At 72.9% G+C, this 23,609-nt stretch carries 24 protein-coding genes and 1 riboswitch; of the genes, 13 read left to right on the forward strand and 11 right to left on the reverse strand.

Annotation, left to right across the window (positions count from 1 at the left end; genetic code table 11):
* Positions 1-22: 22 nt before the first annotated feature.
* The 3 genes from AC3CH1_RS29190 to AC3CH1_RS29200 all read right to left on the reverse strand — a co-directional run bounded on the left by AC3CH1_RS29190 (position 23) and on the right by AC3CH1_RS29200 (position 2,939).
* On the reverse strand, positions 23-1,015 hold the full coding sequence (locus tag AC3CH1_RS29190; protein ID WP_488465627.1) for a cobalamin biosynthesis protein: 993 nt from the start codon (positions 1,013-1,015) through the stop codon (positions 23-25).
* Between the two features lie 138 nt (positions 1,016-1,153).
* Positions 1,154-1,282, reverse strand: a riboswitch (cobalamin riboswitch).
* A 151-nt stretch (positions 1,283-1,433) separates the two neighbouring features.
* On the reverse strand, positions 1,434-1,664 hold the full coding sequence (locus AC3CH1_RS29195) for a hypothetical protein (protein ID WP_488465628.1): 231 nt from the start codon (positions 1,662-1,664) through the stop codon (positions 1,434-1,436).
* 12 nt (positions 1,665-1,676) lie between these two features.
* Positions 1,677-2,939 (reverse strand): inorganic phosphate transporter, encoded by a 1,263-nt coding sequence (locus AC3CH1_RS29200; protein ID WP_488465629.1) that lies wholly within the window; start codon positions 2,937-2,939, stop codon positions 1,677-1,679.
* A 277-nt stretch (positions 2,940-3,216) separates the two neighbouring features.
* On the opposite strand from AC3CH1_RS29200, the gene AC3CH1_RS29205 reads away from it, so the two are divergent.
* The 3 genes from AC3CH1_RS29205 (at position 3,217) to AC3CH1_RS29215 (ending at position 6,731) form a co-directional block, all read left to right on the forward strand.
* Entirely contained in the window at positions 3,217-3,876 is a 660-nt protein-coding gene (locus AC3CH1_RS29205) for a class II aldolase/adducin family protein (protein WP_488465630.1), read from the forward strand.
* 193 nt (positions 3,877-4,069) lie between these two features.
* Positions 4,070-5,197, forward strand: a complete 1,128-nt coding sequence (locus AC3CH1_RS29210) for an alpha/beta hydrolase (protein WP_488465631.1) — start codon at positions 4,070-4,072, stop codon at positions 5,195-5,197.
* A 184-nt stretch (positions 5,198-5,381) separates the two neighbouring features.
* Positions 5,382-6,731 carry a hypothetical protein gene (locus tag AC3CH1_RS29215; RefSeq protein WP_488466763.1) on the forward strand — a complete coding sequence of 450 codons (1,350 nt, stop codon included), beginning with the start codon at positions 5,382-5,384 and terminating at the stop codon, positions 6,729-6,731.
* An 83-nt stretch (positions 6,732-6,814) separates the two neighbouring features.
* Here the strand turns inward: AC3CH1_RS29215 and AC3CH1_RS29220 are convergent, their stop codons facing one another.
* Positions 6,815-7,225 carry a VOC family protein gene (locus AC3CH1_RS29220; protein WP_488465632.1) on the reverse strand — a complete coding sequence of 137 codons (411 nt, stop codon included), beginning with the start codon at positions 7,223-7,225 and terminating at the stop codon, positions 6,815-6,817.
* Positions 7,226-7,525: 300 nt separating this feature from the next.
* Here AC3CH1_RS29220 and AC3CH1_RS29225 point away from each other — a divergent pair, with 300 nt between their 5' ends.
* The 3 genes from AC3CH1_RS29225 (at position 7,526) to AC3CH1_RS29235 (ending at position 10,603) form a co-directional block, all read left to right on the forward strand.
* A complete protein-coding gene (locus AC3CH1_RS29225) occupies positions 7,526-9,124 on the forward strand; it encodes an ABC-F family ATP-binding cassette domain-containing protein (RefSeq protein ID WP_018957710.1) in 1,599 nt (532 codons plus the stop codon).
* Positions 9,125-9,444: 320 nt separating this feature from the next.
* The gene (locus AC3CH1_RS29230) at positions 9,445-9,666 is read left to right on the forward strand and encodes a helix-turn-helix domain-containing protein (RefSeq protein ID WP_006123601.1); all 222 of its coding nucleotides are present in this window, start codon (positions 9,445-9,447) and stop codon (positions 9,664-9,666) included.
* 145 nt (positions 9,667-9,811) lie between these two features.
* On the forward strand, positions 9,812-10,603 hold the full coding sequence (locus AC3CH1_RS29235; RefSeq protein ID WP_488465633.1) for an enoyl-CoA hydratase/isomerase family protein: 792 nt from the start codon (positions 9,812-9,814) through the stop codon (positions 10,601-10,603).
* Here the strand turns inward: AC3CH1_RS29235 and AC3CH1_RS29240 are convergent.
* Complete coding sequence (locus AC3CH1_RS29240; protein WP_488465634.1) at positions 10,593-11,336, reverse strand: hypothetical protein; 744 nt, start codon at positions 11,334-11,336, stop codon at positions 10,593-10,595. The genes AC3CH1_RS29235 and AC3CH1_RS29240 overlap by 11 nt on opposite strands.
* Before the next feature lie 93 nt (positions 11,337-11,429).
* On the opposite strand from AC3CH1_RS29240, the gene AC3CH1_RS29245 reads away from it, so the two are divergent.
* The 5 genes from AC3CH1_RS29245 to amaP are packed head-to-tail and all read left to right on the forward strand — an operon-like array spanning position 11,430 to position 13,750.
* Entirely contained in the window at positions 11,430-11,900 is a 471-nt protein-coding gene (locus AC3CH1_RS29245) for an Asp23/Gls24 family envelope stress response protein (RefSeq protein WP_488465635.1), read from the forward strand.
* A 44-nt stretch (positions 11,901-11,944) separates the two neighbouring features.
* The gene (locus tag AC3CH1_RS29250; RefSeq protein WP_012381448.1) at positions 11,945-12,136 is read left to right on the forward strand and encodes a hypothetical protein; all 192 of its coding nucleotides are present in this window, start codon (positions 11,945-11,947) and stop codon (positions 12,134-12,136) included.
* Positions 12,133-12,486, forward strand: a complete 354-nt coding sequence (locus AC3CH1_RS29255) for an Asp23/Gls24 family envelope stress response protein (protein WP_488465636.1) — start codon at positions 12,133-12,135, stop codon at positions 12,484-12,486. The genes AC3CH1_RS29250 and AC3CH1_RS29255 overlap by 4 nt, the downstream gene beginning before the upstream one ends.
* Positions 12,483-13,166, forward strand: coding sequence for a DUF6286 domain-containing protein (locus AC3CH1_RS29260; RefSeq protein ID WP_488465637.1), 684 nt, complete (start codon positions 12,483-12,485; stop codon positions 13,164-13,166). The genes AC3CH1_RS29255 and AC3CH1_RS29260 overlap by 4 nt, the downstream gene beginning before the upstream one ends.
* Before the next feature lie 5 nt (positions 13,167-13,171).
* The gene (gene amaP / locus AC3CH1_RS29265; RefSeq protein ID WP_488465638.1) at positions 13,172-13,750 is read left to right on the forward strand and encodes an alkaline shock response membrane anchor protein AmaP; all 579 of its coding nucleotides are present in this window, start codon (positions 13,172-13,174) and stop codon (positions 13,748-13,750) included.
* A gap of 35 nt (positions 13,751-13,785) precedes the next feature.
* Here amaP and AC3CH1_RS29270 read toward each other — a convergent pair whose 3' ends face one another.
* The 6 genes from AC3CH1_RS29270 to AC3CH1_RS29295 form a co-directional block, all read right to left on the reverse strand.
* Complete coding sequence (locus AC3CH1_RS29270) at positions 13,786-14,541, reverse strand: SDR family oxidoreductase (RefSeq protein ID WP_488465639.1); 756 nt, start codon at positions 14,539-14,541, stop codon at positions 13,786-13,788.
* A gap of 4 nt (positions 14,542-14,545) precedes the next feature.
* The gene (locus AC3CH1_RS29275) at positions 14,546-16,339 is read right to left on the reverse strand and encodes a glycoside hydrolase family 15 protein (protein WP_488465640.1); all 1,794 of its coding nucleotides are present in this window, start codon (positions 16,337-16,339) and stop codon (positions 14,546-14,548) included.
* 66 nt (positions 16,340-16,405) lie between these two features.
* Positions 16,406-17,209 (reverse strand): SURF1 family cytochrome oxidase biogenesis protein, encoded by an 804-nt coding sequence (locus AC3CH1_RS29280; RefSeq protein ID WP_488465641.1) that lies wholly within the window; start codon positions 17,207-17,209, stop codon positions 16,406-16,408.
* Positions 17,210-17,276: 67 nt separating this feature from the next.
* The gene (locus AC3CH1_RS29285) at positions 17,277-17,510 is read right to left on the reverse strand and encodes a hypothetical protein (RefSeq protein ID WP_488465642.1); all 234 of its coding nucleotides are present in this window, start codon (positions 17,508-17,510) and stop codon (positions 17,277-17,279) included.
* 64 nt (positions 17,511-17,574) lie between these two features.
* Positions 17,575-18,597, reverse strand: a complete 1,023-nt coding sequence (locus tag AC3CH1_RS29290) for a DEDDh family exonuclease (RefSeq protein WP_488465643.1) — start codon at positions 18,595-18,597, stop codon at positions 17,575-17,577.
* A 63-nt stretch (positions 18,598-18,660) separates the two neighbouring features.
* On the reverse strand, positions 18,661-21,753 hold the full coding sequence (locus AC3CH1_RS29295; protein ID WP_488465644.1) for an NACHT domain-containing protein: 3,093 nt from the start codon (positions 21,751-21,753) through the stop codon (positions 18,661-18,663).
* Positions 21,754-21,898: 145 nt separating this feature from the next.
* On the opposite strand from AC3CH1_RS29295, the gene AC3CH1_RS29300 reads away from it, so the two are divergent.
* Together AC3CH1_RS29300 and AC3CH1_RS29305 are read left to right on the forward strand one after the other, a co-directional pair.
* Entirely contained in the window at positions 21,899-22,894 is a 996-nt protein-coding gene (locus tag AC3CH1_RS29300) for a sterol desaturase family protein (protein WP_488465645.1), read from the forward strand.
* Positions 22,891-23,598: a lysoplasmalogenase gene (locus tag AC3CH1_RS29305; protein ID WP_488465646.1), complete on the forward strand. Its 708-nt coding sequence runs from the start codon at positions 22,891-22,893 to the stop codon at positions 23,596-23,598. The genes AC3CH1_RS29300 and AC3CH1_RS29305 overlap by 4 nt, the downstream gene beginning before the upstream one ends.
* Positions 23,599-23,609: the final 11 nt, after the last annotated feature.

The raw sequence follows: 23,609 nt of genomic DNA on the forward strand, positions 1-23,609 counted from the left end.
ACCGCGTTCCGTGCCGGACCGTTCATGACCGCCCTCGCCCCCGACCCCGCCGCCGTCCTGCCGCCGACCGTCCCGCGACCACGCGGCCCGCGAACAGCCGCCCCGCCACGCACACGCCGAGGGCCAGCGTGCTCACCCGGCGCGACAGCCGTACCGCACGTTCGATGTCCGCGCCCCGCACGTCCCGCCCGGACTCCCCGTTCAGCACCGGCCGGTGCTCGACGCGCCCCGCGTACGCCAGGGTCCCGCCCAGCCGTACGCCGAGCGCCCCCGCGAACGCGGCCTCCACCGGCCCCGCGTTCGGGCTCGGGTGACGCCGGGCGTCCGCCCTCCAGGCGCGTACGGCCTCCCGGGGCCGCCCGCCGCCCGCCACGGCCAGCGCGGCCGTCAGCCGGGCACCGGGCCACCCCGCGAGGTCGTCGAGGCGGGCCGAGGCCCAGCCGTAACGGCGGTAGCGGGGCGACTTGTGGCCGACCATCGCGTCGAGCGTGTTCACCGCCCGGAAGCCGACGAGCCCCGGCACCCCGCCGATCGCCCCCCACACCAGTGCGCCGACGACGGCGTCCGAGGTGTTCTCGGCGACCGACTCGACGACCGCGCGGGCGATCCCCGGCCCGTCCAGGGAGTGCGGATCGCGCCCGCACAGATGCGGCAGGCGCTCCCGTGCCACCTCCAGGTCCCCGGCGGCCAGGGCGCCGCCGACGGCGCGGGCCTCCCGCCCCAGTGACGTCCCGCCGACGACGGACCAGGCGGTGACGGCGGTCAGCGCGACGGCGAGCGCGGGGCGTCCCCGGACGGCGCGCGCGGTCAACGCGGCGGCCCCCACGGCGCCTCCGGCGCAGACGAAAGTGTGCAGCGCGCCCCGGCCCCGATCGTCACGCCACAGCAGGGACTCCACCCGCGCGGCGGCGCGGCCGAATCCGGCTACGGGGTGGCCCCGGCGGGGGTCGCCGAGCAGGGCGTCGGCGATCAGCCCGGCCGTGGCGCCGTACGCGAAAACGCGGTCGGCACGCATGGCTCAGCCGGTCGCGGGGAGAGATGTTCCGGCGCGAGGGCCTGTCGTGGGGGGCACAGGAAGCGGCGCACGGCGGCCGGGCATGGCGTAGGTCCTCACTCAGGGTCCGCGCCCTGGTTCGACGTGACCGGCGACGAGAGTCTCCTGGCTTCCGGATCCGCGGTTCCCCCGGCCTTCCAGCCCGCGTGAGCGGGCCGTGACGTTCCGTGTGGGGGAGCGCTCCCCGGTGACAGTGGCGGGACCGCGCCGGATTCGCACCGGCTTCCTCTGCTGTCGCCGTAAATGGCTCCGGCAGTCCACCACGCCCCGCGAACAACCGTCAACTCACTGTTGACCTGCCAGGCTCCACTGTGCGCAGACACACATCGGGCCGGACACACGCGAGTGTGTCCGGCCCGAGGGGGTGCGGGGTGCGGGGTCAGGCGACGATCAGGTAGATCCCGTACGCGACCGCCGCCACGCACGCCGCGAAGCAGGCGTACGCGCCGGTGCGCGCCAGCGCGACCGACCCTCCGGAGGCGCTGCCTCCGGCCGTGGCGGACTGCTTGGAGAGGGCGACGATGCCCAGGGTGAAGAGGCCGACCAGCGCGACGGTGACCACGAGGCTGACACCGAAGACGGAGGCGAGAGCTGCCCAGTCGATTTTCATGCGGATCTGTCCTTACACCTTGGCCGGCGGCCGGGCCGGGTCGTCGGGCGACGGGGCCGGGGCCGGGAGGGTGGTTGCGAGGTCGGAGGCCGGGCCGCCGATGGGCGGCGGCTGGACCGCCGCCATGGCGGTGGTGACGACGCCCTGGCGCTCGCCGTCCCCGTCCGTGTCGTTGACGTTGGTGTGGTCGACCGGCTGGCGGCGCGAGGCCAGCCAGATGGCGAACGAACCGCCCACCAGGATGACCGCCGTGACGGCGATGCCCCAGGGGCCCTGCTTGGTCAGGAACTCGGCGCCCGCACCGATCAGGCCGGCCGCCGGGAGCGTCAGCCCCCAGGCGACGAACATCCGGGTGGCGGTGGACCAGCGGACCACGCCCCCCTTGCGGCCGAGGCCCGCGCCCATGACGGCACCGGAGCAGGACTGGGTGGTGGAGAGCGAGAAGCCGAGGTGCGAGGAGGCGAGGATGACCGTCGCCGCGCTGGTCTGGGCGGCGAAGCCCTGCGGCGGCTGGAGGTCGGTCAGTCCCTTGCCCATCGTGCGGATGATGCGCCAGCCGCCGAGGTAGGTGCCGAGCGCGATGGCCACACCGGCGGAGACGATGACCCACATCGGCGGGTTGGAGCCGGGGGCGAGGACGCCGCCGGTGACCAGGGCCAGCGTGATGATGCCCATCGTCTTCTGGGCGTCGTTGGTGCCGTGGGCGAGCGAGACGAGACCGGCGGAGGCGATCTGTCCGGCCCGGTAGCCCTTGGCCGTCGACTTCAGCTGTCCCTCGTCGGTGACGTTCCGGTTGATCCGGTACGTCAGCCGCGTGGCGAGCATCGCGGCGAGGCCGGCGACCAGCGGGGCGGCGATCGCCGGGAGCAGCACCTTGGTGACGACGGTGCCGCCGTTGATCGAGGACCAGCCGGCCGACATGACCGCGGCGCCGATCAGACCGCCGAACAGGGCGTGGGAGGAGCTGGAGGGCAGGCCGACCAGCCAGGTCAGGAGATTCCACAGGATGGCGCCGACGAGCGCCGCGAAGATGACCTCGGTTCTGAGGCCGTCCTCGTTGACGATCCCGCCGGAGATCGTCTTGGCGACCTCCACCGACAGGAACGCGCCGATCAGGTTGAGAACGGCGGACATCGCCACCGCTGTCTTGGGCTTCAGAGCGCCGGTCGAGATGGTCGTAGCCATCGCGTTGGCGGTGTCGTGGAAACCGTTCGTGAAATCGAACACGAGAGCTGTCACGACCACAATCGCAAGCAGCAGCGTGATGTGTTCCATTTACCCAGGCAATCGTTCGACGTCAGTGGCACGTGGACCGTAGGCAACCTGAATGAACGGAAGATGAACTGGGCAGGGCGTTGCGGTGACTCCAAACGGAGTGGGTCGCCTCCGCTTGTCCGCGGGAGGGGCTGCGCGAGGCCTGTGAGGTGGGGTGTGGGCTGTCCTCTGCCACTGGACGGCGAACGTTTTGAACGGTTGTTCGGCACTCGGAAGAGACCTCCGTCACCTCTTATGTGACGTTCCGGTTGCGCCTCTTGACCCCTACGCTCGCCCCATGAGCGAGCAGCACCCGGAATCCGTCGGCCGGACCTGGCTGGACGTCGTCGCGACCGCCCGCCGCAGCGCGGCGGACGGCCTGGTCGTCGGCACCTCGGGCAACGTGTCGGCCCGCGTCGGCGACCTGGTCCTGGTCACGCCCAGCGGGGTGCCCTACGACCGGCTCGGACCCCACGACGCGGTCGGAGTGGATCTGGAAGGCCGCCAGGTCCTCGGCGACCTCGGTCCGACCAGCGAGCTCCCCCTCCACCTGGCCGTCTACCGCTCCACCGACGCCGCCGCCGTGGTCCACACCCACGCCGTGCACGCCACCGCCGTCTCCACCCTCGTCACCGAGGTGCCGCTCGTCCACTACGCCGCCGCCATCCTCGGCGGCCCCGTCCGCACCGCCGCCTACGCCCGCTACGGCACCCCGGAACTGGCCGAGGCCATGCTCGGGGCCCTGGCGGGCCGCACCGGCTGTCTGCTGGCCAACCACGGCACCGTCACCTACGGCGACACGCTCGACCAGGCCTACGAGCGCACCGCCCAACTGGAGTGGCTCTGCCGCCTCTGGCTCACCGCGAGCTCCGTACCCGGCCGCACCCCGGCCATGCTCGACGCGGCCCAGCTGCACGAGGTGACGGAAGCGCTCAAGGGATACGGCCAGCCCGGCTGACCCGCGCCTGCCTCCGGGCACCCGCGCCTGCCCCCGTGACCCCCGCCTGCCTCCAGGCACCCGCGCCTGCCCCCGGGCACCCGCGTGAACCGCCGTGCCCGGGCCACGGCTCCGGGGCGGGCCCGGCCCCGGGCCCGGCCCCGGACGGCCCCGCCCACTGGCAGCCCGCCGCCCGCCCCGCGACACTGAAGCGGTGCGCCCGGTAACCGCGACGGCAACGGCCGTCACCACGATCCTCGGCGTCGGTGCGACAGCGGTCGCGGCCGGCCGGTACGCCAGCGGCGTCGCCCTCAAAGCGGCGCCCGGACGTCCCCTCCCCGCCGACCGCAGACTCACCGTGCACGCCACGGCGGCCGGACAGGTCACCCTGACCCGGTCCTTCTCGGCGCTCAGGCCCGGCACCTACGGCCTGTCCGGACCCGGCGTCCACGCGGTCGTCGGGCCCGTCGTCGAAGGGGCCTCCCAGGCCGCCGACACCGTGGTCCGCAGGCTGGAGAGCGTCGGCCGGGGGCTCCTCGAACCGGGCGCGAAAGTGCGGCTCACCCCCGCGCTGTACGACGGCGACCCGAGCGGCGACCTCGGACTGGACCACCAGGAGGTCGAGATCCCCGGCGAGCTGGGCACCCTCCCCGCCTGGTACGTCCCCGGCGCCCGCGACACCTGGGTCATCACCGTGCACGGCCTCGGCACCACCCGGGCCCACCCCATGAACCTGATGGGGTTCCTCCACGAGCAGGGCTTCCCCGTGCTCGACCTCGCCCACCGGGGCGACCCCGGAGCCCCCCGCTCCGCGGACGGCCTCGGCCACTTCGGCGCCTCCGAGTGGCGCGACCTCGACGCCGCCGTCCGCTGGGCCCTGCGCCACGGGGCCCGCAACGTGATCGTCCACGGCTGGTCCACCGGCGCCACCATGGCCCTGCACGCCGCGGTCGAGTCCCCGCTCCGCGACCGGATCAGCGGCCTCGTCCTCGACTCCCCGGTGCTGGACTGGCAGGTCACCCTGCGCGCCCTCGCCGCGGCCCGCGGGGTCCCGGCCGCCCTTCTGCCGCTCGCCGTCCGCGCCGCCCAGGGCAGGACCGGGATGAACGCCGCCCCGCTGCTGGAGACCTCGGCGCCCGCCTCCCTGCGCACCCCGACCCTGATCCTGCACGGCCCGGACGACACCATCGCCCCCTGGGCCGCCTCCCGCGAGCTCGCCGCCCGCCGCCCGGACGTGGTCAGCCTCCACGCCGTACCGCAGGCTCCGCATGCGTCGATGTGGAACGCCGGCCCGGCCCGCTACGAGGAGACCCTGCGACGCTTCCTCACACCCCTGATGTGAGCCGATAGGGTGAACTCTCCCGCTTGCCGCCGCACCGGGGGAACCTTTCCCGTACCGGCGAAACGCCTTCCGTTTGGGCTTTCGGGCCGTCAGGGGCAAGACTGCTCCCGTGACGTCCCGTACTCCGCGCGACTCCAGGCTGCGACTTGTCCGCCCGCGACCCCTCGCCACCGCCCGCAAGGCCGTGACGACCCGGCGCACCAGGCCGGCTCCCAGGCCCCCCGAGGGCACCCCGCCCCGTACGGAACTGGCGCGCCAGGCCCGGACGGTGCTCGCCGACGCCGTACGCATCGCCCACTGGGCGGCGGGCGCCCCGGGGCCGGGCACCACCGCCCCGCTCGCGGCCCACGCCCTCGAACGGGCGGCCACCGCTCTGGAACTCTCCCCGGCGCAGGTCCGCGCCGGCTGGGACCGGGCCCGGCTGGCCGGACTGATCGAACTGCACGGCGACACCGCCCGCCCCGGCTGGCGGCTGCGCGCCTGGGACCGGGACGACTCCGCCGTCCTGCGCGGCTGGGTGGCGCTCTTCGACGCCTGGTCGCTCGTCCACGCCGCACCCGCGGACATCGAGGCGGGGGCGGTCGCCGAAGCCGTCGAGGCCGTGCCCCAGGTGCTCTCCCTCCTCCAGCTCTCCGCGGGGCCCGTCACCGTCCCCGCCCTGCTGGACCTCCTCGGGCAGCGCGTCGCCGAACTCCAGGAGGAGCGCTGCGAAGTGCCCCTGGGGCCCGGCAGAACCGCGCCCGCCGCCCCGGCGGAGACGCCCGCCCGGGCAGCGGCGGCCGAGAACGGCGCCGGAACCGCCCGGAGCGCCGACCTCAACGCCCTGCTGCTCGACTGGGCCCTGGAGGGCCTCGCCGCCGTCGGCGCGCTGACGCTCGGCAAAGGGCACGCCACCCTCACCCCGCTCGGCAACTGGGCGGTCTGGGTGAAGCTGGAACAGATCTGCGTCGCCGCCCAGAGCCCGGCCGGAAACATCGAGCAGTCCGCCGCCGACATGCTCCTCGGCTGCGCCCGGCTCACCCCCGGCCCGGCCCGCGCCGAATACCGCGCCTGGCTCGCCGCCCGCACCGTCGGCAGCGCCGTCGCCGAACTGCTGACCGTCGCCCGGGGCGAGGACGCGCTGCTGCGCGGACTGGCCTTCGAGGCGCTGAGGGTCGTCGGCGCCCCCGCCGAACCCGAGGTCCGGGCCGTGCTCGCCGAACCCTCGCTGCGGCCCTACGCGCTGCTCTGGCTCGCCGAGTACGAGGGCAACGACCCGGACGACGCCCCGGACGTCCTCAGCCGCGAGGAGGCCACCTGGCTCTGGGTCGACACCGCGGCGGCCGTCGCCGACCACGGCGAGACCGCGCTGCTGGTGCGCCACCTCGACTCCGCGGTCCAGGGCACCGTCCCGGCCCTGCTCGACGAGGTCAGGGCCGTCGGCCATCCGCGCACCGTCCAGGTCCTGGTCGCCCTGGCCGCGGCCCACCCGGACCCGGCCCTGGCCAAGGCCGTCCGCCGGGCCGCCTTCCAGGTGCACACCGGAGGAGCCTGACCCGGGGCCCAGGCGCCCCGGGGCCCCGGAGGCGCCCGGGCGAAAACCCGACCGCCGCCGCCCCGGGGAGCCGCGCGGCCCGATCAGCCGGACCCCGGGGCGTACGTGCCGAAGCTCCACACGTTGCCCTCGACGTCCCGTGCCATGTAGTCGCGGGAGCCGTAGTCCTGGTCGGTCGGCTCCATGAGGATCTCCACGCCGAACTCCTTGGCGCGGGCACAGTGCTCGTCCACCTCGTCCACCACCACGTACACCCCCGCCGGGCCCGCGCCCGTCATCGCCCGCGCGAACAGTCCCTCGCGCCCCTTGGAGCCGAGCATCACCCTGCCGTTGCCGCAGGACAGCTCGGCATGGAGCACACTGCCGTTCTCCCCCTCGTAGACCGCCTCCTCGGTGAAGCCGAGGCCCTGCGTCAGCGTCCTGATCGCGGCCTTCGCGTCGTCGTACAGGATCGTCGGGTAGATCGTGGGAACGCCGCTCGCCCCGCCTGTCATCGCACTCACCTCTCCCGGTGTCACGTCTGCCGTCCGGACCACGTGGATGTGATCTGCGTCTCAGTCTTCCACCGGGCACTGGCAACGCCCTCCTGGATCCGGTCCTCGCCGACCACCGCCGCGTCCAGGCGGGTGCCACCCCGAGCCGGATATCGGGCGGTTCGTCCGGGCGAGCACGCGGAAAAGAAGTTGCGCACCGCCAGTAGAATGGGCCGTATGGCTTTCCTCCTTGTGCATTAGCGGCGTCGAGAGACCTCCGCCCTCGTCCCTCCGCCGTCCAAACTGCCCTGGAGTTTTTCCGTGATCACCGCTTCCGGCATCGAGCTGCGCGCCGGCGCCCGCATCCTCATCGAGTCCGCCTCCTTCCGTATCGCCAAGGGCGACCGCATCGGCCTCGTCGGCCGCAACGGAGCGGGCAAGACCACCCTCACCAAGTGCCTCGCGGGCGAGGGCACCCCCGCCGGGGGCACCATCACCAGGTCCGGCGAGGTGGGCTACCTCCCGCAGGACCCGCGCACCGGCGACCTCGACATCCTCGCCCGCGACCGCATCCTCTCCGCCCGCGGCCTCGACGCGATCCTGCGCAAGATGCGCGAGAACGAGGACCGGATGGCGAACGGACAGGGCGCCACCCGCGAGAAGGCCATGAAGAAGTACGAGCGCCTGGAGACGGAGTTCCTCACCAAGGGCGGATACGCCGCCGAGGCCGAGGCCGCCACCATCGCCGCCGCGCTCAGCCTGCCCGACCGGGTCCTCGGCCAGCCGCTGCACACGCTCTCCGGCGGTCAGCGCCGCCGCGTCGAGCTGGCCCGGATCCTCTTCTCGGACGCCGACACCCTCCTCCTGGACGAGCCGACCAACCACCTCGACGCCGACTCCATCGTCTGGCTGCGTGACTACCTCAAGTCCTACCGCGGCGGCTTCATCGTGATCTCCCACGACGTCGATCTGGTCGAGACGGTCGTCAACAAGGTGTTCTACCTCGACGCCAACCGCTCCCAGATCGACGTCTACAACATGGGCTGGAAGCTCTACCAGCAGCAGCGCGAGGCCGACGAGAAGCGCCGCAAGCGCGAGCGCCAGAACGCCGAGAAGAAGGCCGCGACCCTCAACGCGCAGGCCGACAAGATGCGCGCCAAGGCCACCAAGACGGTCGCCGCCCAGAACATGGCCAAGCGCGCCGACCGGCTGCTCTCCGGCCTGGAGGCCGTCCGGGTCTCCGACAAGGTAGCCAAGCTGCGCTTCCCCGACCCCTCGCCCTGCGGCAAGACCCCGCTGATGGCGGAGGGCCTCTCCAAGTCGTACGGCTCGCTGGAGATCTTCACCGACGTCGACCTCGCCATCGACAAGGGCTCCCGCGTCGTCATCCTCGGCCTCAACGGCGCCGGCAAGACCACACTGCTCCGCCTGCTCGGCGGCGCCGAGAAGCCCGACACCGGCGAGATCATCGAGGGCCACGGGCTCAAGCTCGGGTACTACGCCCAGGAGCACGAGACCCTCGACCCGGAGCGCACGGTCCTGGAGAACATGCGCTCCGCCGCACCCGACCTCGACCTCGTGGCCGTCCGCAAGACGCTCGGCTCCTTCCTCTTCTCCGGCGACGACGTCGACAAGCCCGCGGGCGTGCTCTCCGGCGGCGAGAAGACCCGGCTCGCCCTCGCGACCCTGGTCGTCTCCTCCGCCAACGTGCTCCTGCTCGACGAGCCGACGAACAACCTCGACCCCGCCAGCCGCGAGGAGATCCTCGGCGCGCTGCGCACCTACAAGGGCGCGGTCGTCCTCGTCACCCACGACGAGGGCGCCGTCGAGGCGCTCCAGCCGGAGCGGATCATCCTGCTCCCGGACGGTGTCGAGGATCTCTGGGGAGCGGACTACCGCGACCTCGTCGCGCTCGCCTGATCCACCGGGGATAGATCATTCGGCCTACGCGTGATCCATCATCTGCGTGAGGACGTCTCGTACTCCGGTGGTGCGCCCGGCGCTCACCCGTCGTGCGCCCCCTTTCCGGTCGCTCTTCCCCGTACGGCCCTGACCTGGCTGTTCTCCTGCCGATCCAGGCCGTGCACCCTCGCGCGCCGTGCGGAATCGAGGATTCCGCTCGTGCCGACGCGCATCGCGTCAGGGAAACCGCTCGCACCGACCTTGCCGAATGGGTGGCCAGGAAGCGCGGGAGGGGTGATCATGAGAGTCCAGAGCGCACTTCCCATGAGGAGGCACGGGTGGCCGAGACTCTGAAGAAGGGCAGCCGGGTAACCGGCGCCGCGCGTGACAAGCTCGCGGCAGACCTGAAGAAGAAGTACGACTCCGGTGCGAGCATCCGGGCGCTGGCCGAGGAAACCGGCCGCTCCTACGGATTCGTCCACCGGATGCTCAGTGAATCCGGAGTGACGCTGCGAGGACGCGGCGGCGCGACACGGGGCAAGAAGGCCGCTTCGGCCTGAGGCCTCCGCGTTTTCGGTGTCTTCGGCGTCATTCGGGCCCAACGGAATTCGGGGTGACCACCCGGCCGACCGCAAGGTCGTCCGGGTGGTTACTGTTCAGTCACTTCATACCGAGTGCTGACTGCACCCCATCCGGAGGGGCCCCATGACCTCGCTCGACACTGTGCTCGACAAGGACGGCGTACGGCTCACCGTCGACGACGCCGTCGCCACGGTGACGCTCACCAACCCGGCCAAGCGCAACGCTCAGTCTCCCGCTCTGTGGCGGGCGTTGACCGAGGCCGGAAGGGCGCTGCCCGGCACGGTCCGGGTCGTGGTGCTCCGCGGCGAGGGCACGTCCTTCTCCGCGGGCCTCGACCGCCAGGCCTTCACTCCCGAGGGCTTCGACGGCGAGCCGTCGTTCCTCGACATGGCGCGCGGCCCGGAGGCCGAGCTCGACGCGATCATCGCCGAGTACCAGGAGGCGTTCACCTGGTGGCGCCGCAACGACCTGGTGTCGGTCGCGGCGGTGCAGGGCCATGCCATCGGCGCCGGCTTCCAGCTCGCCCTCGCCTGCGATCTGCGGATCGTCGCCGAGGACGTGCAGTTCGCCATGCGCGAGACCAGCCTCGGCCTCGTCCCCGACCTCACGGGCACCCACCCCCTGGTGCACCTCGTCGGGTATGCCCGCGCGCTCGAAATCTGCGCCACCGGCCGCTTCGTGCACGCCGAGGAGGCCGAGCGCACCGGACTCGCCAACCTCGTCGTCCCCGCCGACCAGCTCGACGCGGCGGCGCGCGACCTGGCCGGGGCCCTGGTCGCGGCACCCCGCGACGCCGTCGTCGAGACCAAGGCCCTCCTCGCCGGCGCGCTCTCCCGCGACTACGAGGAGCAGCGCGTCGCCGAGCGGGCGGCCCAGGGCCGCCGGCTCCGCGACCTGGCGGGCATCACCGACTGACCACCTCCGTGACCAGCACCGACACCGGCAGCCGCTCCGCCGCGGCCGCCGCCACCGCCGCGCGCACGGACCGGGCGACATCCAGGGCCCGGTGGTCCCCGTCCGTCGCCACCTCGACCCGCACATGGTCGCGGGCGGTGTGCACGGGGTCGCCCAGGACCCGGGTCAGCGAGACGACCCCCGGCACCCCGGCGGCGGCCGTCGCCACCGGCCCCTCGGGCTTCGCGCCCGGGGCCGGCGGCGCCGTCCCCGCGGCCGTCACCTGATCGGTCGCACCGTCCTCCAGCAATGCCGTGACCGTCAGGTCCACCTCGGCGATCTCCAGACCCAGCCGGGCGGCGGCGGCCGTGAGCAGCGCCGCGCGCAGGGCGGCCGCGGCGTCGGGCAGCGGCCGGTCCGGGGTGGTGGAGAACTCCGCCTCGATCCGCAGCGGTACCGACGGGAGCGCGTTCGGCGGAGCCGGCGGCGGCGCCGGTTCCGCCGGGCCCCGCGACGCGTCGCCGCCTCCGGCCACAGCCGCCTGAAACGCCGCCTCCGTCGGGCCGATCCGCAGCTTCCCCAGCACCGTCCCGGGGCGGGCCGTCGCCCCGCGCAGCACCGCGGCGGCGGCCGTCTCGGCGATCCACGCGCCGTCCGCCGGGCCGCCGAGCGGCAGCAGTCTGCCCAGGCCCAGCCGTTGCCGTACCGCGGCGGTCCATCCGTCGTCCCTCTGCGGGTCCCGCGCTGTTGTCATCGCCCCAGCCTGCCGCATCCACGGCGCGGGATGGCGAAAGCGCACTTAACGTGGGCAAGGAAGTCCAACCCTGTTCCGAAGGGAAGATCGGCGATGACTGAGAGCTCCCAGCGCAACAACCCCGACAGCGGCCCGGGCGGCAAGAACCTCGGCAGGCGCGGCGGCGGTGACCCCGGCACCCGGGGCCGCACCACCATCGCCGACGGCGTCGTCGAGAAGATCGCCGGAATGGCGGCACGCGACGTGGCCGGCGTCCACGCGATGGGCAGCGGCCTGTCGAGGACGTTCGGCGCCGTCCGCGACCGCGTTCCCGGCGGCGGCAAGTCCGTCACCCGCGGTGTGAAGGCGGAGGTCGGCGAGTCCCAGGCGGCCCTCGACCTGGAGATCGTCGTCGAGTACGGAGTGTCCATCTCCGACGTGGCCCGCGACGTGCGCGAGAACGTCGTCGCCGCCGTGGAGCGCATGACCGGACTCGAAGTCGTCGAGGTCAACATCGCGGTCAGCGACGTCAAGCTGCCCGACGAGGAGGACGACGAGGACGAGTCCGAACAGCGGGTCCAGTAGCCCTTCCGTAGCTCCGTCGCACGGCAGTTGAGGAGAGAAACACGATGAGCATGGCTGTCGCCGGTCTTTTGGCTGGCATGGCGCTCGGGTTCGCCGGGTATTTCGGCGGGTTCGGAGCCTTCGTACTGGTGGCCGCGCTGGGCGCGGTCGGCTTCATCGCCGGCCGCTTCCTGGACGGCGACCTGGAGCCCGGCGACTTCTTCCGGAGTCGCGAGCGCGGCGACCGGCGACGGTGACGGCGGTGACCGGCCGGGTCGCCGCCGCGATGCGGGGCGAGACCCGGATCGCCGACCGCGTCGTCGCCAAGATCGCCGCCCAGGCGGCGAAGGAGGCGATCGACGAACCGCCCGCGGACGGGGCGTCGCCGCGCGCCACGGTCACCGTGCACCGCGACGCCGCCCGGGTCCGCGTCAGCCTGGAGCTCGGGTATCCCAGCGACATCGGCCGCCAGTGCGGCGCCGTACGCCGCCGGGTCGCCCAGCGGGTCAAGGCGCTGGCAGGCATGGAGGTGCCCGAGGTGGCCGTCCAGGTCGAACGGCTGCACCCCGCCGGAGCGAGCGCCGCCGCACAGGGGAGGATCCGATGACCGAACCCCGTGAACCGACCGGCTCCACCCGGCGGATGCCCACCGTCGGACAGGGCGACGCCGACGCGCGCACGCCTGCCTCCGACACGAAGGCCGAAGCCCGCGAACCGGTCCCCACCCTGGAACAGGGCGACAGCGCCGCCGGCCGTTTCTGGTCCGCCCGGCGCGTCCCGGCCGCCCTGCTCGCCCTCGTACTCCTGGGCGGGGCCGGGCTGCTGCTCTACGACATCGCCGCCGTACGGGCCGGCCACCCCGCCATGGGGTGGCGTCGCTCCCTCGCCGACGGGCTGGCCGAACAGCGGCTGGACGATGTCGCGGTGCTCATCGGAGCCGGGGTGGCGGCGCTGATCGGACTCTGGCTGATCCTGCTCGCCCTCACCCCCGGCCTGCGCGACCTGCTGCCGATGCGTCGCGACCGCGCGGACGTCCGGGCCGGACTCGACCGCACCGCCGCCGCTCTGGTCCTGCGGGACCGGTCCGTGGAGGTGTCCGGCGTGCAGTCCGTGCGGGTCAGGATGGGACGGCGGAAGGCGAAGGTGCGCGCGCTCTCCCACTTCCGGGACCTCGACGACGTGCGGACCGACCTGGACGCCGTGCTGGAGAAGACCGTCCGGGAACTGGGCCTGGCGCGTCCGCCGGCCCTCTCCGTCCAGGTGAACCGACCGGCGAAGAAGGGATGAGCCGCATGCGCTCCACCGTCAACCGGGTCCTGCTGGCCCTGGCCGGGCTGGTGCTGGTCCTCGTCGCCGGAGCGGTGCTCGCCGCCGGCCTCGGCGCCTCCGTGCCGTCCTGGTGGCCCTGGGACGGCAAGACGGACGTGCTGCTCAGCGCGGCCGACCGGCAGCGCTGGCGCGACGACGGCTGGTGGTGGCCGACGGTGATCGCCGTCCTCGCCGTCCTCGTGGTCCTCGCCCTGTGGTGGCTCCTCGCCCAGCTCCGCCGCGGCCGGCTCGCCGACGTACTGGTGGACAGCGGCGACGGCGAGGGGGCACAGCTGCGGGGCCGCGCCCTGGAGAGCGTCCTCGCCGGGGAGGCGGAAGCACTGGACGGGGTGGCCCGCGCCCAGGCGATGCTGACCGGCCGCCGCACCGCGCCCCGGGCCCGGGTCCGCCTGCTGATGGAACCGCACGCCGCGCCCCTGGGGACGCTGAACGCGGTCGCCGACGGGGCGCTGGCGCACGCACGCGACTCGGCCGGTCTGGACGGACTCCCCGCGGAGGTGCGCATCAGGGCCGTCAAGCACCGTGCGGAGCGGGTGTCCTGACGGCCCTTACGGCGCCTGGGGCGCGGTGGGACGGGTCAGAAGCCGTGCCGTGCTCCGCCGTCGACCGGGACCATGATTCCCGTCAGGTACGAGGCGGCGGGGGAGAGCAGGAAGGCCGCGGTCCTCCCGAACTCCTCGGGCGTCCCGTAGCGCCGCAGCGGGATCCGCGCCTCGTTCGCGGTGCGGGCGGCCTCCGCGTCGCCGGACAGGGCGTCCAGTTCGCGGACCCGGTCGGTGTCGATCCGGGCCGGCAGCACGCCCACCACCCGGATGCCGCGCGGGCCCAGCTCGTCGGCCAGCGACTTGGCGAAGCCGGCGAGACCGGGGCGCAGCCCGTTGGAGATGGTCAGCCCCGCGATCGGCTCATGGACCGATCCGGAGAGCACGAAGCCGATCACGCCGCCCTCGCCGAGCGCGGCCGCGGCCGTCCGGGCGAGTCGTACCGCTCCCAGGAACACCGTCTCGAACGCCGTCTGCCACTGGTCGTCCGTGTTGTCCGCGAGGAAGCCGGGGGCGGGTCCGCCGACGCTGATGAGGATGCCGTCGAGCCGTCCGAAGCGTTCCCGCGCCGTGTCCACCAGGCGCTGAGCGGCGCTCGGGTCGGCGTTGTCGGCGGCGAGCCCGACCGTGTCCGGGCCCAGCTCGGCGGCGGCCTCCACGACGGACTTCTCGTCCCGTCCCGTGATGATCAGTTTCGCGCCGTCGGCGGCCAGGGAGCGGGCCGTGGCGTTGCCGAGGCCCCGGGTCGCTCCGGTGACGATGTAGACGCGGTCCTTCAGTCCAAGATCCATGGCCCTATCCTGCCGGGTCCTCCCCGGCCAGGTCGACAGCGGAGTTCACCAGTCCGATATGGCTGAAGGCCTGCGGGAAGTTGCCCAGCTGCCGCCCCGCCGCCACGTCGTACTCCTCGGCCAGGAGGCCCACGTCGTTGCGCAGCTCCAGCAGATGCTCGAACAGCTCCCGCGCCTCGTCCGGCCTGCCGATCCGCTGCAACGCGTCCACCAGCCAGAACGAGCAGGCGAGGAAGGCCCCCTCGTCGCCCGGGAGTCCGTCCACGGAGGAGCCCTGGGTGCTGTAGCGACGGACCAGCCCGTCGCTGCCCAGCTCGGCGCGGACCGCGTCCACCGTGCCGGTCACCCGCGGATCGTCCGGCGGCAGGAACCCGGTCCGCACGATGAGCAGCGTCGAGGCGTCCAGCTCTCGTGACCCGTAGGACTGGGTGAAGGTGTTCCGCTCGGGGTCGTACCCCTTCTCGCAGACCTCGGCGTGCACGGCGTCCCGCATCGCCCGCCAGCGGTCGGCGTCGCCGGGCAGTTCGGGATTCTCCTCCAGCGAGCGCACCGCCCGGTCGGCGGCGACCCAGGCCATCACCTTGGAGTGCACGAAGTGCCGCCGGGGGCCGCGGATCTCCCACAGCCCCTCGTCCGGCTCGCGCCAGGTCGACTCCAGGAAGCCGAGCAGGCTGAGCTGGAGGTTCCAGGCGTGCGGCTTGTCGTCGAGTCCGGCGACGCGGGCGAGCCGGAGCGCGTCGATGACCTCGCCGTACACATCGAGCTGGCGCTGACGGACCGCCGCGTTGCCGATGCGCACGGGCCGCGAGTGCTCGTAGCCGGCGAGCCAGGGCAGCTCCGTCTCGGGAAGCCGCCGCTCGCCCGCCAGCCCGTACATGATCTGGAGGTCGGCCGGGTCCCCGGCGACGGCCCGCAGCAGCCAGTCCCGCCAGGCCTCCGCCTCCTCCAGATAGCCGGCCGAGACCAGCGCGCCGAGGGTCAGCGTGGCGTCGCGCAGCCAGCAGTAGCGGTAGTCCCAGTTCCGTACGCCGCCGATCTCCTCCGGCAGGGAGGTGGTCGGGGCCGCCACGATGCCGCCCGTCGGACCGTACGTCAGCGCCTTCAGGGTGATCAGGGAGCGCAGCACGGCATCGCGGTAGGGGCCCTCGTAGGTGCAGGCGCCGGTCCACTTCGCCCAGTCGTGGAGGGTGTGCCTCAGCGCCTTGTGCGGGTCGATCAGCTTCGGGCGCGGCGCGTGCGAGGGGTGCCAGGTCAGCACGAACGCCACGCTCTCGCCCTCGGCGACGGTGAACGAGGAGCAGGTGCTGAACTGCTGGCCCCACGTCTTGACCGGCGGTTCGCTGCGCAGCCATACGGAGTCCGGGCCGGCGACCGCCACCCGGTGGCCGTGCGAACGCCGCACCCAGGGCACCACCGAACCGAAGTCGAAGCGCAGCCGCAGCACCGAACTCATGTCGACGGTGCCGCTGACGCCCTCGACGATCCGCATCAGGTCCGGGGATCTGTCGCGCTGCGGCATGAAGTCGATGACCTTCACCGTGCCGGTCCGCGTCTCCCAGTAGGTCTCCAGGACCAGGGAGTCACCCGCGTACTCGCGCCGGGTGCAGGTGTCCGAGCTGTTGGCCCCCTTGGGCGCGATGCGCCAGTGGCCGTTCTCCTCGGTGCCCAGCAGGGCGGCGAAGCAGGCGCCGGAGTCGAAGCGGGGCAGGCAGAGCCAGTCGACGGAACCGTTCCTGCCGACGAGCGCGGCGGTCTGGAGATCGCCGATCAGGGCGTAGTCCTCGATGCGTGGGGTCACGCCTGGCGTTTTCCCGAACCGGGCCCTTGTCAACCAGCCATCAGGCACGAGGGTTCGCCGGAGGCCTCAGGCGCTCGCCGGTTCGGGCTGTTCGGGGGCGTCGGCCGTCGCGTTCTCGGCCGCGGCCTGCTCGCGGTCGCGCTTCTCACGACGTACGAGAATGATCCAGCCGACCGGGACGGCGGCGACGAACAGCCACCACTGGACGGCGTAGGCCATGTGCGGGCCGATCGAGCCGTCGTCGGGGGAGGCGATCTGCTCGGGCAGATCACCGGTCGGCCGGGGGGCGGTCTGCTCGATGTATCCGCCGAGGACCGTCCGGGACAGCAGCTGGGCCTGCTGGTCGCTGTTGATCAGCATCACCTGCCGGTCCGGCAGTCCCGCCAGGTCCTTGATGCCGCTGCTGCCGGTCGTCTCGTCCGCCTTGAGGCGGCCGGCGACGGTCACTTCGCCCCGGGGCGCGGGCGGCACGTCGGGGAAGGCGGTCTGGTTCGGCGCGGCCGGGACCCAGCCGCGGTTGACCAGGACGGTGCCGCCGCCCTTGAGGTCCAGCGGGGTCAGGACATGGACGCCGATGCGGTCGTCGTCCGAGGTCCGGCGGCGGACGACCACCTCGTGCTCGGTGTCGAACGTCCCCGTCGCGGTGACCGCCCGCCAGTAGTCCGGGCGCGGGACGGTGTGTCCGGGAGAGGTGAGATCGGAGACCGGGACCGGCTCCGCGTCGAGGTTCCGCGAGATCAGCGCGTTCTGCGCGACCCGGTGTTCGTGCTTGTGGAACTGCCAGAAACCCAGCTCGATCATCGTCGGAATCAGCGCGAGGCCGAGCAGGGTGAGGATCACCCACTGCCGGGTCAACAGGAAGCGGTACACCCCATGACCGTACAACCGGGGGCATGGGGTGCGGCACTCAGGGGTGGAGCTGGAGCGATCCGGTCCGTCACACTTTGTCCACGATGCCCGCCTTTCCCTCGGAACGGGCGCAGTGGGCGCCGCAGTACCAGTGCCCGTCGACCTCGACGCCCTGCCCGATCACCTGGACCCGGCAGTGCTCGCAGATCGGCGCCATGCGGTGGATGGCGCAGGAGAAGCAGTCGAAGACGTGCACCGCGCCCTGCGCGTGCACCTCGAAGGACATGCCGTAGTCGTTTCCGCAAACCTCACAACGTGCCATGCGCCACAGGGTGGGACGCCCGGCGGTCACGGGGCGAGCGGCTGCCGGGCGAGTCGTGCCCGGTTCACTCCGATGACGGTGCGGGGGCCTGGTGCGGCAGGGTCACCCCCGGGACCGGTTCGGCGGGGGCCACGTCGCGCAGCAGATGGGTGAACGCGCTCTCCTCCAGGATCGGCGTCCCGAAGGTCTTCGCCTTCTGCGTCTTGGACGTGGCGGCGTCGGGGTCGTTGGTCACCAGCAGACTGGTCAGCCGCGACACACTGGTCGCCACGTGCAGGCCGGCCTCCACCGCCCGGTCCTCCAGCAGCTCCCGGTCGATCGAGGTGTCCCCGGAGAAGGCCACCCGCATCCCCTGCTGGAGCGGCTTCTCCTTCTCGTACCGCCCCGGATTGGGATACGGGCAGGCCGGCCGCTTGCGCGAGGGCCGCCAGCTGTTCTGCTGCCGGGAGGGCTGGTAGCCGACACGCGGGGTGACGGGGGAGTCGGACCACTCGGTCAGCGGCCGGCACTCCAGCAACGGCAGCCGCACCCCGCCCCGGGCCGCGGCGTGCAGGCTCGGCCGGAACGCCTCGGCCAGCACCCGGGCGTCGTCCAGGGCGTGGTGGGCCCGCTGCTGTACGACTCCGAAGTGCGCGGCGAGGGAGGCCAGCTTGTGGTTGGGCAGCGGCAGCCGCAACTCCTTGGCCAGCGCGATCGTGCACAGCCGGTGCTCGACGGGGGCGATCACCGACGCTCGCGCGTACTCCCGGGCGATCATCGACCAGTCGAACGCCGCGTTGTGCGCGACGAGTACCCGGTCCTTGAGCCGCTCCGAGAGCTCGGCGGCCACGTCGGGGAAGAGCGGGGCGCCTTCGAGCACGTCGCTCGTCAGCCCGTGGATCCAGACGGGCCCGGGGTCCCGCTCCGGGTTGACCAGCGTGTACCAGTGGTCCTCGACATTGCCCAGGGCGTCCAGCCGGTAGACGGCGGCGGATACTATCCGGTCGTCGCGGGCGAGTCCGGTGGTCTCCACGTCGACGACCGCGTACCCCTGGGGGTAGGCGGTCGGCCATGGTGCGGCTGTCTGGCGGTCGTCGAGCATGGTCACAGAGAATACGGGCCGCGACTGACAGTCCCCTATTCGGCCGGTCACGGTGACGGGATCCCGCCGTCAGGGGAGGCGGACGATCCGTTCGGGCGGGAGGAGTTCGGCGCCGGTGACGCGGGTGTCGTGGGCCAGTCGGATGGTCAGCCGGTCCGCACCGGCCAGGGGGGCGAGGTCGAGGACCGCCTCGCCGCCGTTGAGGCTGAGCGAGGTGAGCGAGGGCAGTTCCGCCAGAGCGCCGAGATCCGAGGCGAGGTCACAGGCGACGAGCGTGAGGTCCCGCAGGCCGGTGAGGGGCTCCAGCAGGCGCAGATCGGCACCCGCCATCTTCAGCAGGCGCATCCTCTCCAGCGCGTGGAGCGACGGCATCCGGTTGAGCTGCCGGAGGTGGGTGGCGCCGGACAGGCGCAGGTCCCGCAGACCGGACCAGTTCTCCAGGCCCTCCAGGCTCAGATACCGCGTCTCGGCCAGCAGCTCCAGGGCAATCACCCTCTCGCACACGGGCAGTTCGGAGACGCGCTCCAGCAGGAAGGGGTGACCGAGCACCAGATGGCGCAGGTCCGGCATCGCGTCGAGCGGCGAGGGGTCGAGATCCAGGTGCAGCTGGACCAGGGACAGGGACTCCAGGCCGGGCCGGGCGAGCGGAGCGATGTCACGAACCTGAGGACAGCTGCTCATGCCGAGCTTGCGCAGACGGGGCATCGCCGCGAGCGGGTGCAGGTCGTCCAGCGACGAGTTGAGCCAGAGGAAGACCTGTTCCACGTCGGGCCGGGACGTCAGAGGGGTGAGGTCGTGCAGGTTTCCTGTCACGTGGACGTTGCCCAGGCGGGGGATGTGGCGCAGCGCGGAGAGCTGTGTGCTGGTCCGCACGTACGCGCTGACATCGATCCACGGGCGGTCCGCCATGACCTCCTGCGCGTACAGGTCGGGTTCGAACCCCTCCCAGGCGGCGGAGAGTTCGTAGACCACCTGGCTCCGGTCGTCGTCCCGGAACTGCTTCACCAGGTCGTACGCCAGGTCGCCGCCCACCGCCGCGGCCGTCCGCACGACGGCCGCGGCCTCGCGCTCGGTGAGCTCGTCCAGCATCGACGACAGCAGCTCCAGCGCGAGCCCGCCCACGGTGACCAGCTCGTTGATGCTCTCCTGGCTGTCCGGTGGCAGAAGCCCCTCCGTGCGTCCCTCCACCCGCTCGCGTACCTCTGGATCCAGCTCCGGCGCATGGGCGAGGCTCGCCGCCGCCAGCAGGATCAGCCGGTGCTCGTGGACGGCCTCCGCGCCGGCCCGTCGCAGGAGGGACGTCAGCAGCGAGGCCCGCTCGTCCGGCCGGGCGTGCCCCACCGCCATCTGCACCACGTCGTCCCACTGGTCCTCGTGGGCGTGGCGGACCAGGACGCCGAAGTCGCGGGCCTCCACCGCCGCCTTCGCGCCCAAATAGTCCTGGAACGTCCGGTGCACGAAGTCCACCGCGCCGGGCACCGGTTCGCGCAGCAGGCCGCTGCGGTTGAGCAGGTGTGTGAAGACCTGCTCGGGGGTGCCCCGGACCTGGGACATCGACCGCAGCCAGTCGGCGATCAGGGCGATCGCCTCGTCCCGCCCGGCCTGCACGAGATCGTTGCGGATCAGCCAGTACGCGAGGCGTTGCAGCAGGACCGTCTGCTCCTCGCGGGTCAGGTCGACGCCCTCCACGCCGACGATCTCGCGCTCGGTGTCGCGCCGGACCAGGAGCATGTCCAGCGCCGCGTCGTACAGCTCCTTGCGCGCTCTCGGCAACTGCATCCGGCGGTCCCGGTTCAGCGCGCAGAGCAGGGCGCACATCAGCGGGTTGGTGGCGAGCAGCCCCAGGTCCCGGCGGGTCCCGACCGCGCGGCGGAGCGCGTTCTCGTAACCGTCCAGCTCGGCGCGCTCCTCGTCGGACCGGCACTCCGAGCGCGCCGCCCGGTGCCAGTGCCCCAGGAAGGCGTAGATGTCCTCCCGGCCCATGGCGAGCAGCGTGTGCGCCTCGAAGCCGGAGTCGGACAGCCAGGTCTCCGGGACCGCGGAGGGGCGGGTCGTCACCACGTACCTGGCCCGGGGGTAGGCGGCGATCAGATCCTTCAGCCAGCGTTCCGTGCGTTTGCGCAGCCGGTCCGGCACCTCGTCGACGCCGTCCACCAGGACCAGTGCCCGGCCCTCCAGGAGCAGCCGGTCCGCCCAGCCGGCCGGGGCCGAGCCGTGCAACGGGACTCCGGCCGCGCGCAGGTAGTCGTCCGGAACGGGCAGCGCGTCCAGGGCCGTGAAGGCGCGCAGCCGCAGGACGAAGGGGACGCACCGGTTCCAGTCCGCCAGCTCACCGCCGAACGTCTGCCGCGCCGCGTTCAGCGCCAGCCACTGGACCAGCGTGCTCTTGCCGGAACCGGCCGGGCCTCGCAGCAGCAGCCGGTCCCGCTCGCCGAGGGCCTGCTCCACGGAGACCGTGGTCCGGACCGGGTGATCCAGCGCATGCCGTTCGGTCTCGTGGCCGTCGCTGACCGAGAGGCTGATGTAGGCCGTCTCCAGCGGCCACTCACCCGCCGACCGCCCCAGCGTCAGCCCGAACAGCCCCATCCGGCTGTTGGCCGTCGCCATGAACTTCGCGTACCGCCCCTCGAACTCCAGGTCCGCCGCGTCCGGGCGCGGCCCGACCCGGTCCCGTACCTCCTCCACCAGCTCCCGCGTCCGCCCCGTCGCGCGGACCTGCTCCACCGCCGCCCGCGCCGCGAACGACGGGTGCGCGGTCAACTGCTCGACGAGGTGCGCACAGCAGCGGCCGAGCAGGTCCTCGTACAGGTCGACGGCCCGCGCCGAGAGCCCGGCGGCGGGGGCCGACAGCTCGGCGCGCAGCCGCTCGGGGTCCAGCTCCAGGGCGAAGAGCCGTCCGGCGTCCGGCTCGTCCGCCGCCGCGAACGTGTCCTGTACGGAGGTGAGCGCGGCCAGCCGCTCGTGCTCGGGGAGGTCGGGGAAGGCGTCGGCCAGGCGGCCCGCGAGCACCTTGGCCAGCCGGTCCGGCTTCGCGGGTCGGGGGAGGGGCCGCACGGGTTCCGCGACCAGGCCCGCGCCCGGCCCGGGGGTCAGCAGCGCCTTGACCGCCGCGCCCACCACCGTCGTGGCCAGCCGTAACAGGGCAACTTCCGTACCGGACAAGTGTGTTCCCTCCCAAGAGGCCTGTAGCGGAATCCTACGGCGCGGGCGACTGGCAGAAAGCGCCAAAGACTGCTGACATCCGGTCTCGCATACTTGTGGGTAACAACGTCTAGCCCTCGCCGACCCGCGGCCCTACGGTGCTCGCATGGAGCCGAACCTGCCCGATGTCGTGCTGTGGTCGATACCGGCCTTCGTGCTGCTCACCGTGATCGAGATGGTCAGCTACCGCCTCCACCCGGACGAGGACGCCGCCGGGTACGCGACCAAGGACACCGCCACCAGCCTCACCATGGGCATCGGCAGCCTGGGCTTCGACCTGCTGTGGAAGATCCCCATCCTGGCGATCTACATGGGCGTCCACGAACTGACGCCGCTCCGGGTGCCCGTGCTGTGGTGGACCGTCCCGCTGATGCTCCTCGCCCAGGACTTCTTCTACTACTGGTCCCACCGCGGCCACCACGTGATCCGGATCCTGTGGGCCTGCCACGTGGTCCACCACTCCAGCGAGAAGTTCAACCTCACCACCGCGCTGCGCCAGCCCTGGACCTCCGCGACGGTCTGGCCGTTCTATCTGCCGCTGATCGCCTGCGGGGTGCACCCGGCGGCGCTGGCGTTCTGCCAGTCGGCCAACCTCGTCTACCAGTTCTGGGTGCACACCGAGCGCGTCGGCAAGCTCCCGCGCCCCTTCGAGTACGTCCTCAACACGCCCTCCCATCACCGTGTCCACCACGCCTCGCAAGGCGGCTACCTGGACCGCAACTACGGCGGGATCCTGATCGTCTGGGACCGGATGTTCGGCTCCTTCGCGGCCGAGACCGAGCGGCCCGTCTACGGGCTCACCAAGAACATCTCCACCCACAACCCGCTGCGCGTCGCGACCCACGAGTACGCCGCCATCGCCCGGGACGTCCGGGCCGCCGACACCTGGAGAGAGCGGGCGGGACGGGTCTTCTGCGGGCCGGGCTGGCAGTCGGCGCCGAAGGAGGGGGCCGGAGCCGGAGCCGAGACCGCGGTCCGGGCCGGGGCCGGGGCCGGGGCCGAGGCCGGGGTCGGAGCCGAGGCCGGAGCCGAGGCCGGAGCCGAGGCCGGAGAACCCGCGCCCGTGTCCATGGAGACCTCCGTCCCGGAACGCGCCCTGTGAGCGCCACCGACTCCCGCCCCGCGAGCGCCCCCGGGGCCGAGCGCTTCGCCCGTCCCGTGCTCCTCGCCTTCCTCATCGCCGCCGCGGTCGACCTGGCCGGGCTGATCGCCGGGGCCGAGACCGTCCACCTGGTCGCCAAGCCGCTGCTGATGCCGCTCCTCGCCGGGTACGCGGCGCTCCGCGGCGGACCCCGACCACTCGTCGCGGCCCTGCTGTTCGGGTGGGGCGGCGACGTCTTCCTGCTCGCCGACGACGACCTGGCCTTCCTTCTCGGCATGGGCTCCTTCGCGGTCGGCCATGTCTGCTACCTGACGTTGTTCGGCCGCGACCGGGCCCGTGCGCCGCTGGCCACGGGAGCCGGGTACGCCCTCGTCCTGGCCGTCTTCCTCGTGCTGATCCGGCCGGACCTCCCGGCGGACCTGCGCGCCCCGCTGACCGGCTACAGCCTGCTGCTCACAGCCGTGGCCTGGCGGGCCGGCGTGCTCGGCCGGTACGCGGCGGCCGGCGGGGCGCTCTTCCTGATCTCCGACGCCCTCATCGCCACCGGCATCGCGAAATGGCCGCAGGCGCCCGCCCCCGACTTCTGGGTCATGCTCACCTACATCGCAGCCCAGGCCCTGCTGACCCTCGGGGTGCTCGCGGCGGCCCCGGCCGGGGGAACCGGGCGAACCGGGGCGTACCGTGAACGGGGTACCAGCAGCTGAGACCGGCAAGG

The organism is Streptomyces sp. MGP-P1 (assembly GCF_057766565.1).

Bases quoted from the DNA above. Each gene is read 5' to 3' on its own strand.
- AC3CH1_RS29250 (WP_012381448.1), top strand. From the start codon at position 11,945: ATGAGCATGGCTGTCGCCGGTCTTTTGGCTGGCATGGCGCTCGGGTTC.
- AC3CH1_RS29270 (WP_488465639.1), bottom strand. From the start codon at position 14,541: ATGGATCTTGGACTGAAGGACCGCGTCTACATCGTCACCGGAGCGACC.
- AC3CH1_RS29260 (WP_488465637.1), top strand. From the start codon at position 12,483: ATGACCGAACCCCGTGAACCGACCGGCTCCACCCGGCGGATGCCCACC.
- AC3CH1_RS29285 (WP_488465642.1), bottom strand. From the start codon at position 17,510: ATGGCACGTTGTGAGGTTTGCGGAAACGACTACGGCATGTCCTTCGAG.
- amaP (WP_488465638.1), top strand. From the start codon at position 13,172: ATGCGCTCCACCGTCAACCGGGTCCTGCTGGCCCTGGCCGGGCTGGTG.
- AC3CH1_RS29220 (WP_488465632.1), bottom strand. From the start codon at position 7,225: ATGACAGGCGGGGCGAGCGGCGTTCCCACGATCTACCCGACGATCCTG.
- AC3CH1_RS29195 (WP_488465628.1), bottom strand. From the start codon at position 1,664: ATGAAAATCGACTGGGCAGCTCTCGCCTCCGTCTTCGGTGTCAGCCTC.
- AC3CH1_RS29240 (WP_488465634.1), bottom strand. From the start codon at position 11,336: ATGACAACAGCGCGGGACCCGCAGAGGGACGACGGATGGACCGCCGCG.
- AC3CH1_RS29205 (WP_488465630.1), top strand. From the start codon at position 3,217: ATGAGCGAGCAGCACCCGGAATCCGTCGGCCGGACCTGGCTGGACGTC.
- AC3CH1_RS29300 (WP_488465645.1), top strand. From the start codon at position 21,899: ATGGAGCCGAACCTGCCCGATGTCGTGCTGTGGTCGATACCGGCCTTC.
- AC3CH1_RS29235 (WP_488465633.1), top strand. From the start codon at position 9,812: ATGACCTCGCTCGACACTGTGCTCGACAAGGACGGCGTACGGCTCACC.
- AC3CH1_RS29190 (WP_488465627.1), bottom strand. From the start codon at position 1,015: ATGCGTGCCGACCGCGTTTTCGCGTACGGCGCCACGGCCGGGCTGATC.
- AC3CH1_RS29245 (WP_488465635.1), top strand. From the start codon at position 11,430: ATGACTGAGAGCTCCCAGCGCAACAACCCCGACAGCGGCCCGGGCGGC.
- AC3CH1_RS29200 (WP_488465629.1), bottom strand. From the start codon at position 2,939: ATGGAACACATCACGCTGCTGCTTGCGATTGTGGTCGTGACAGCTCTC.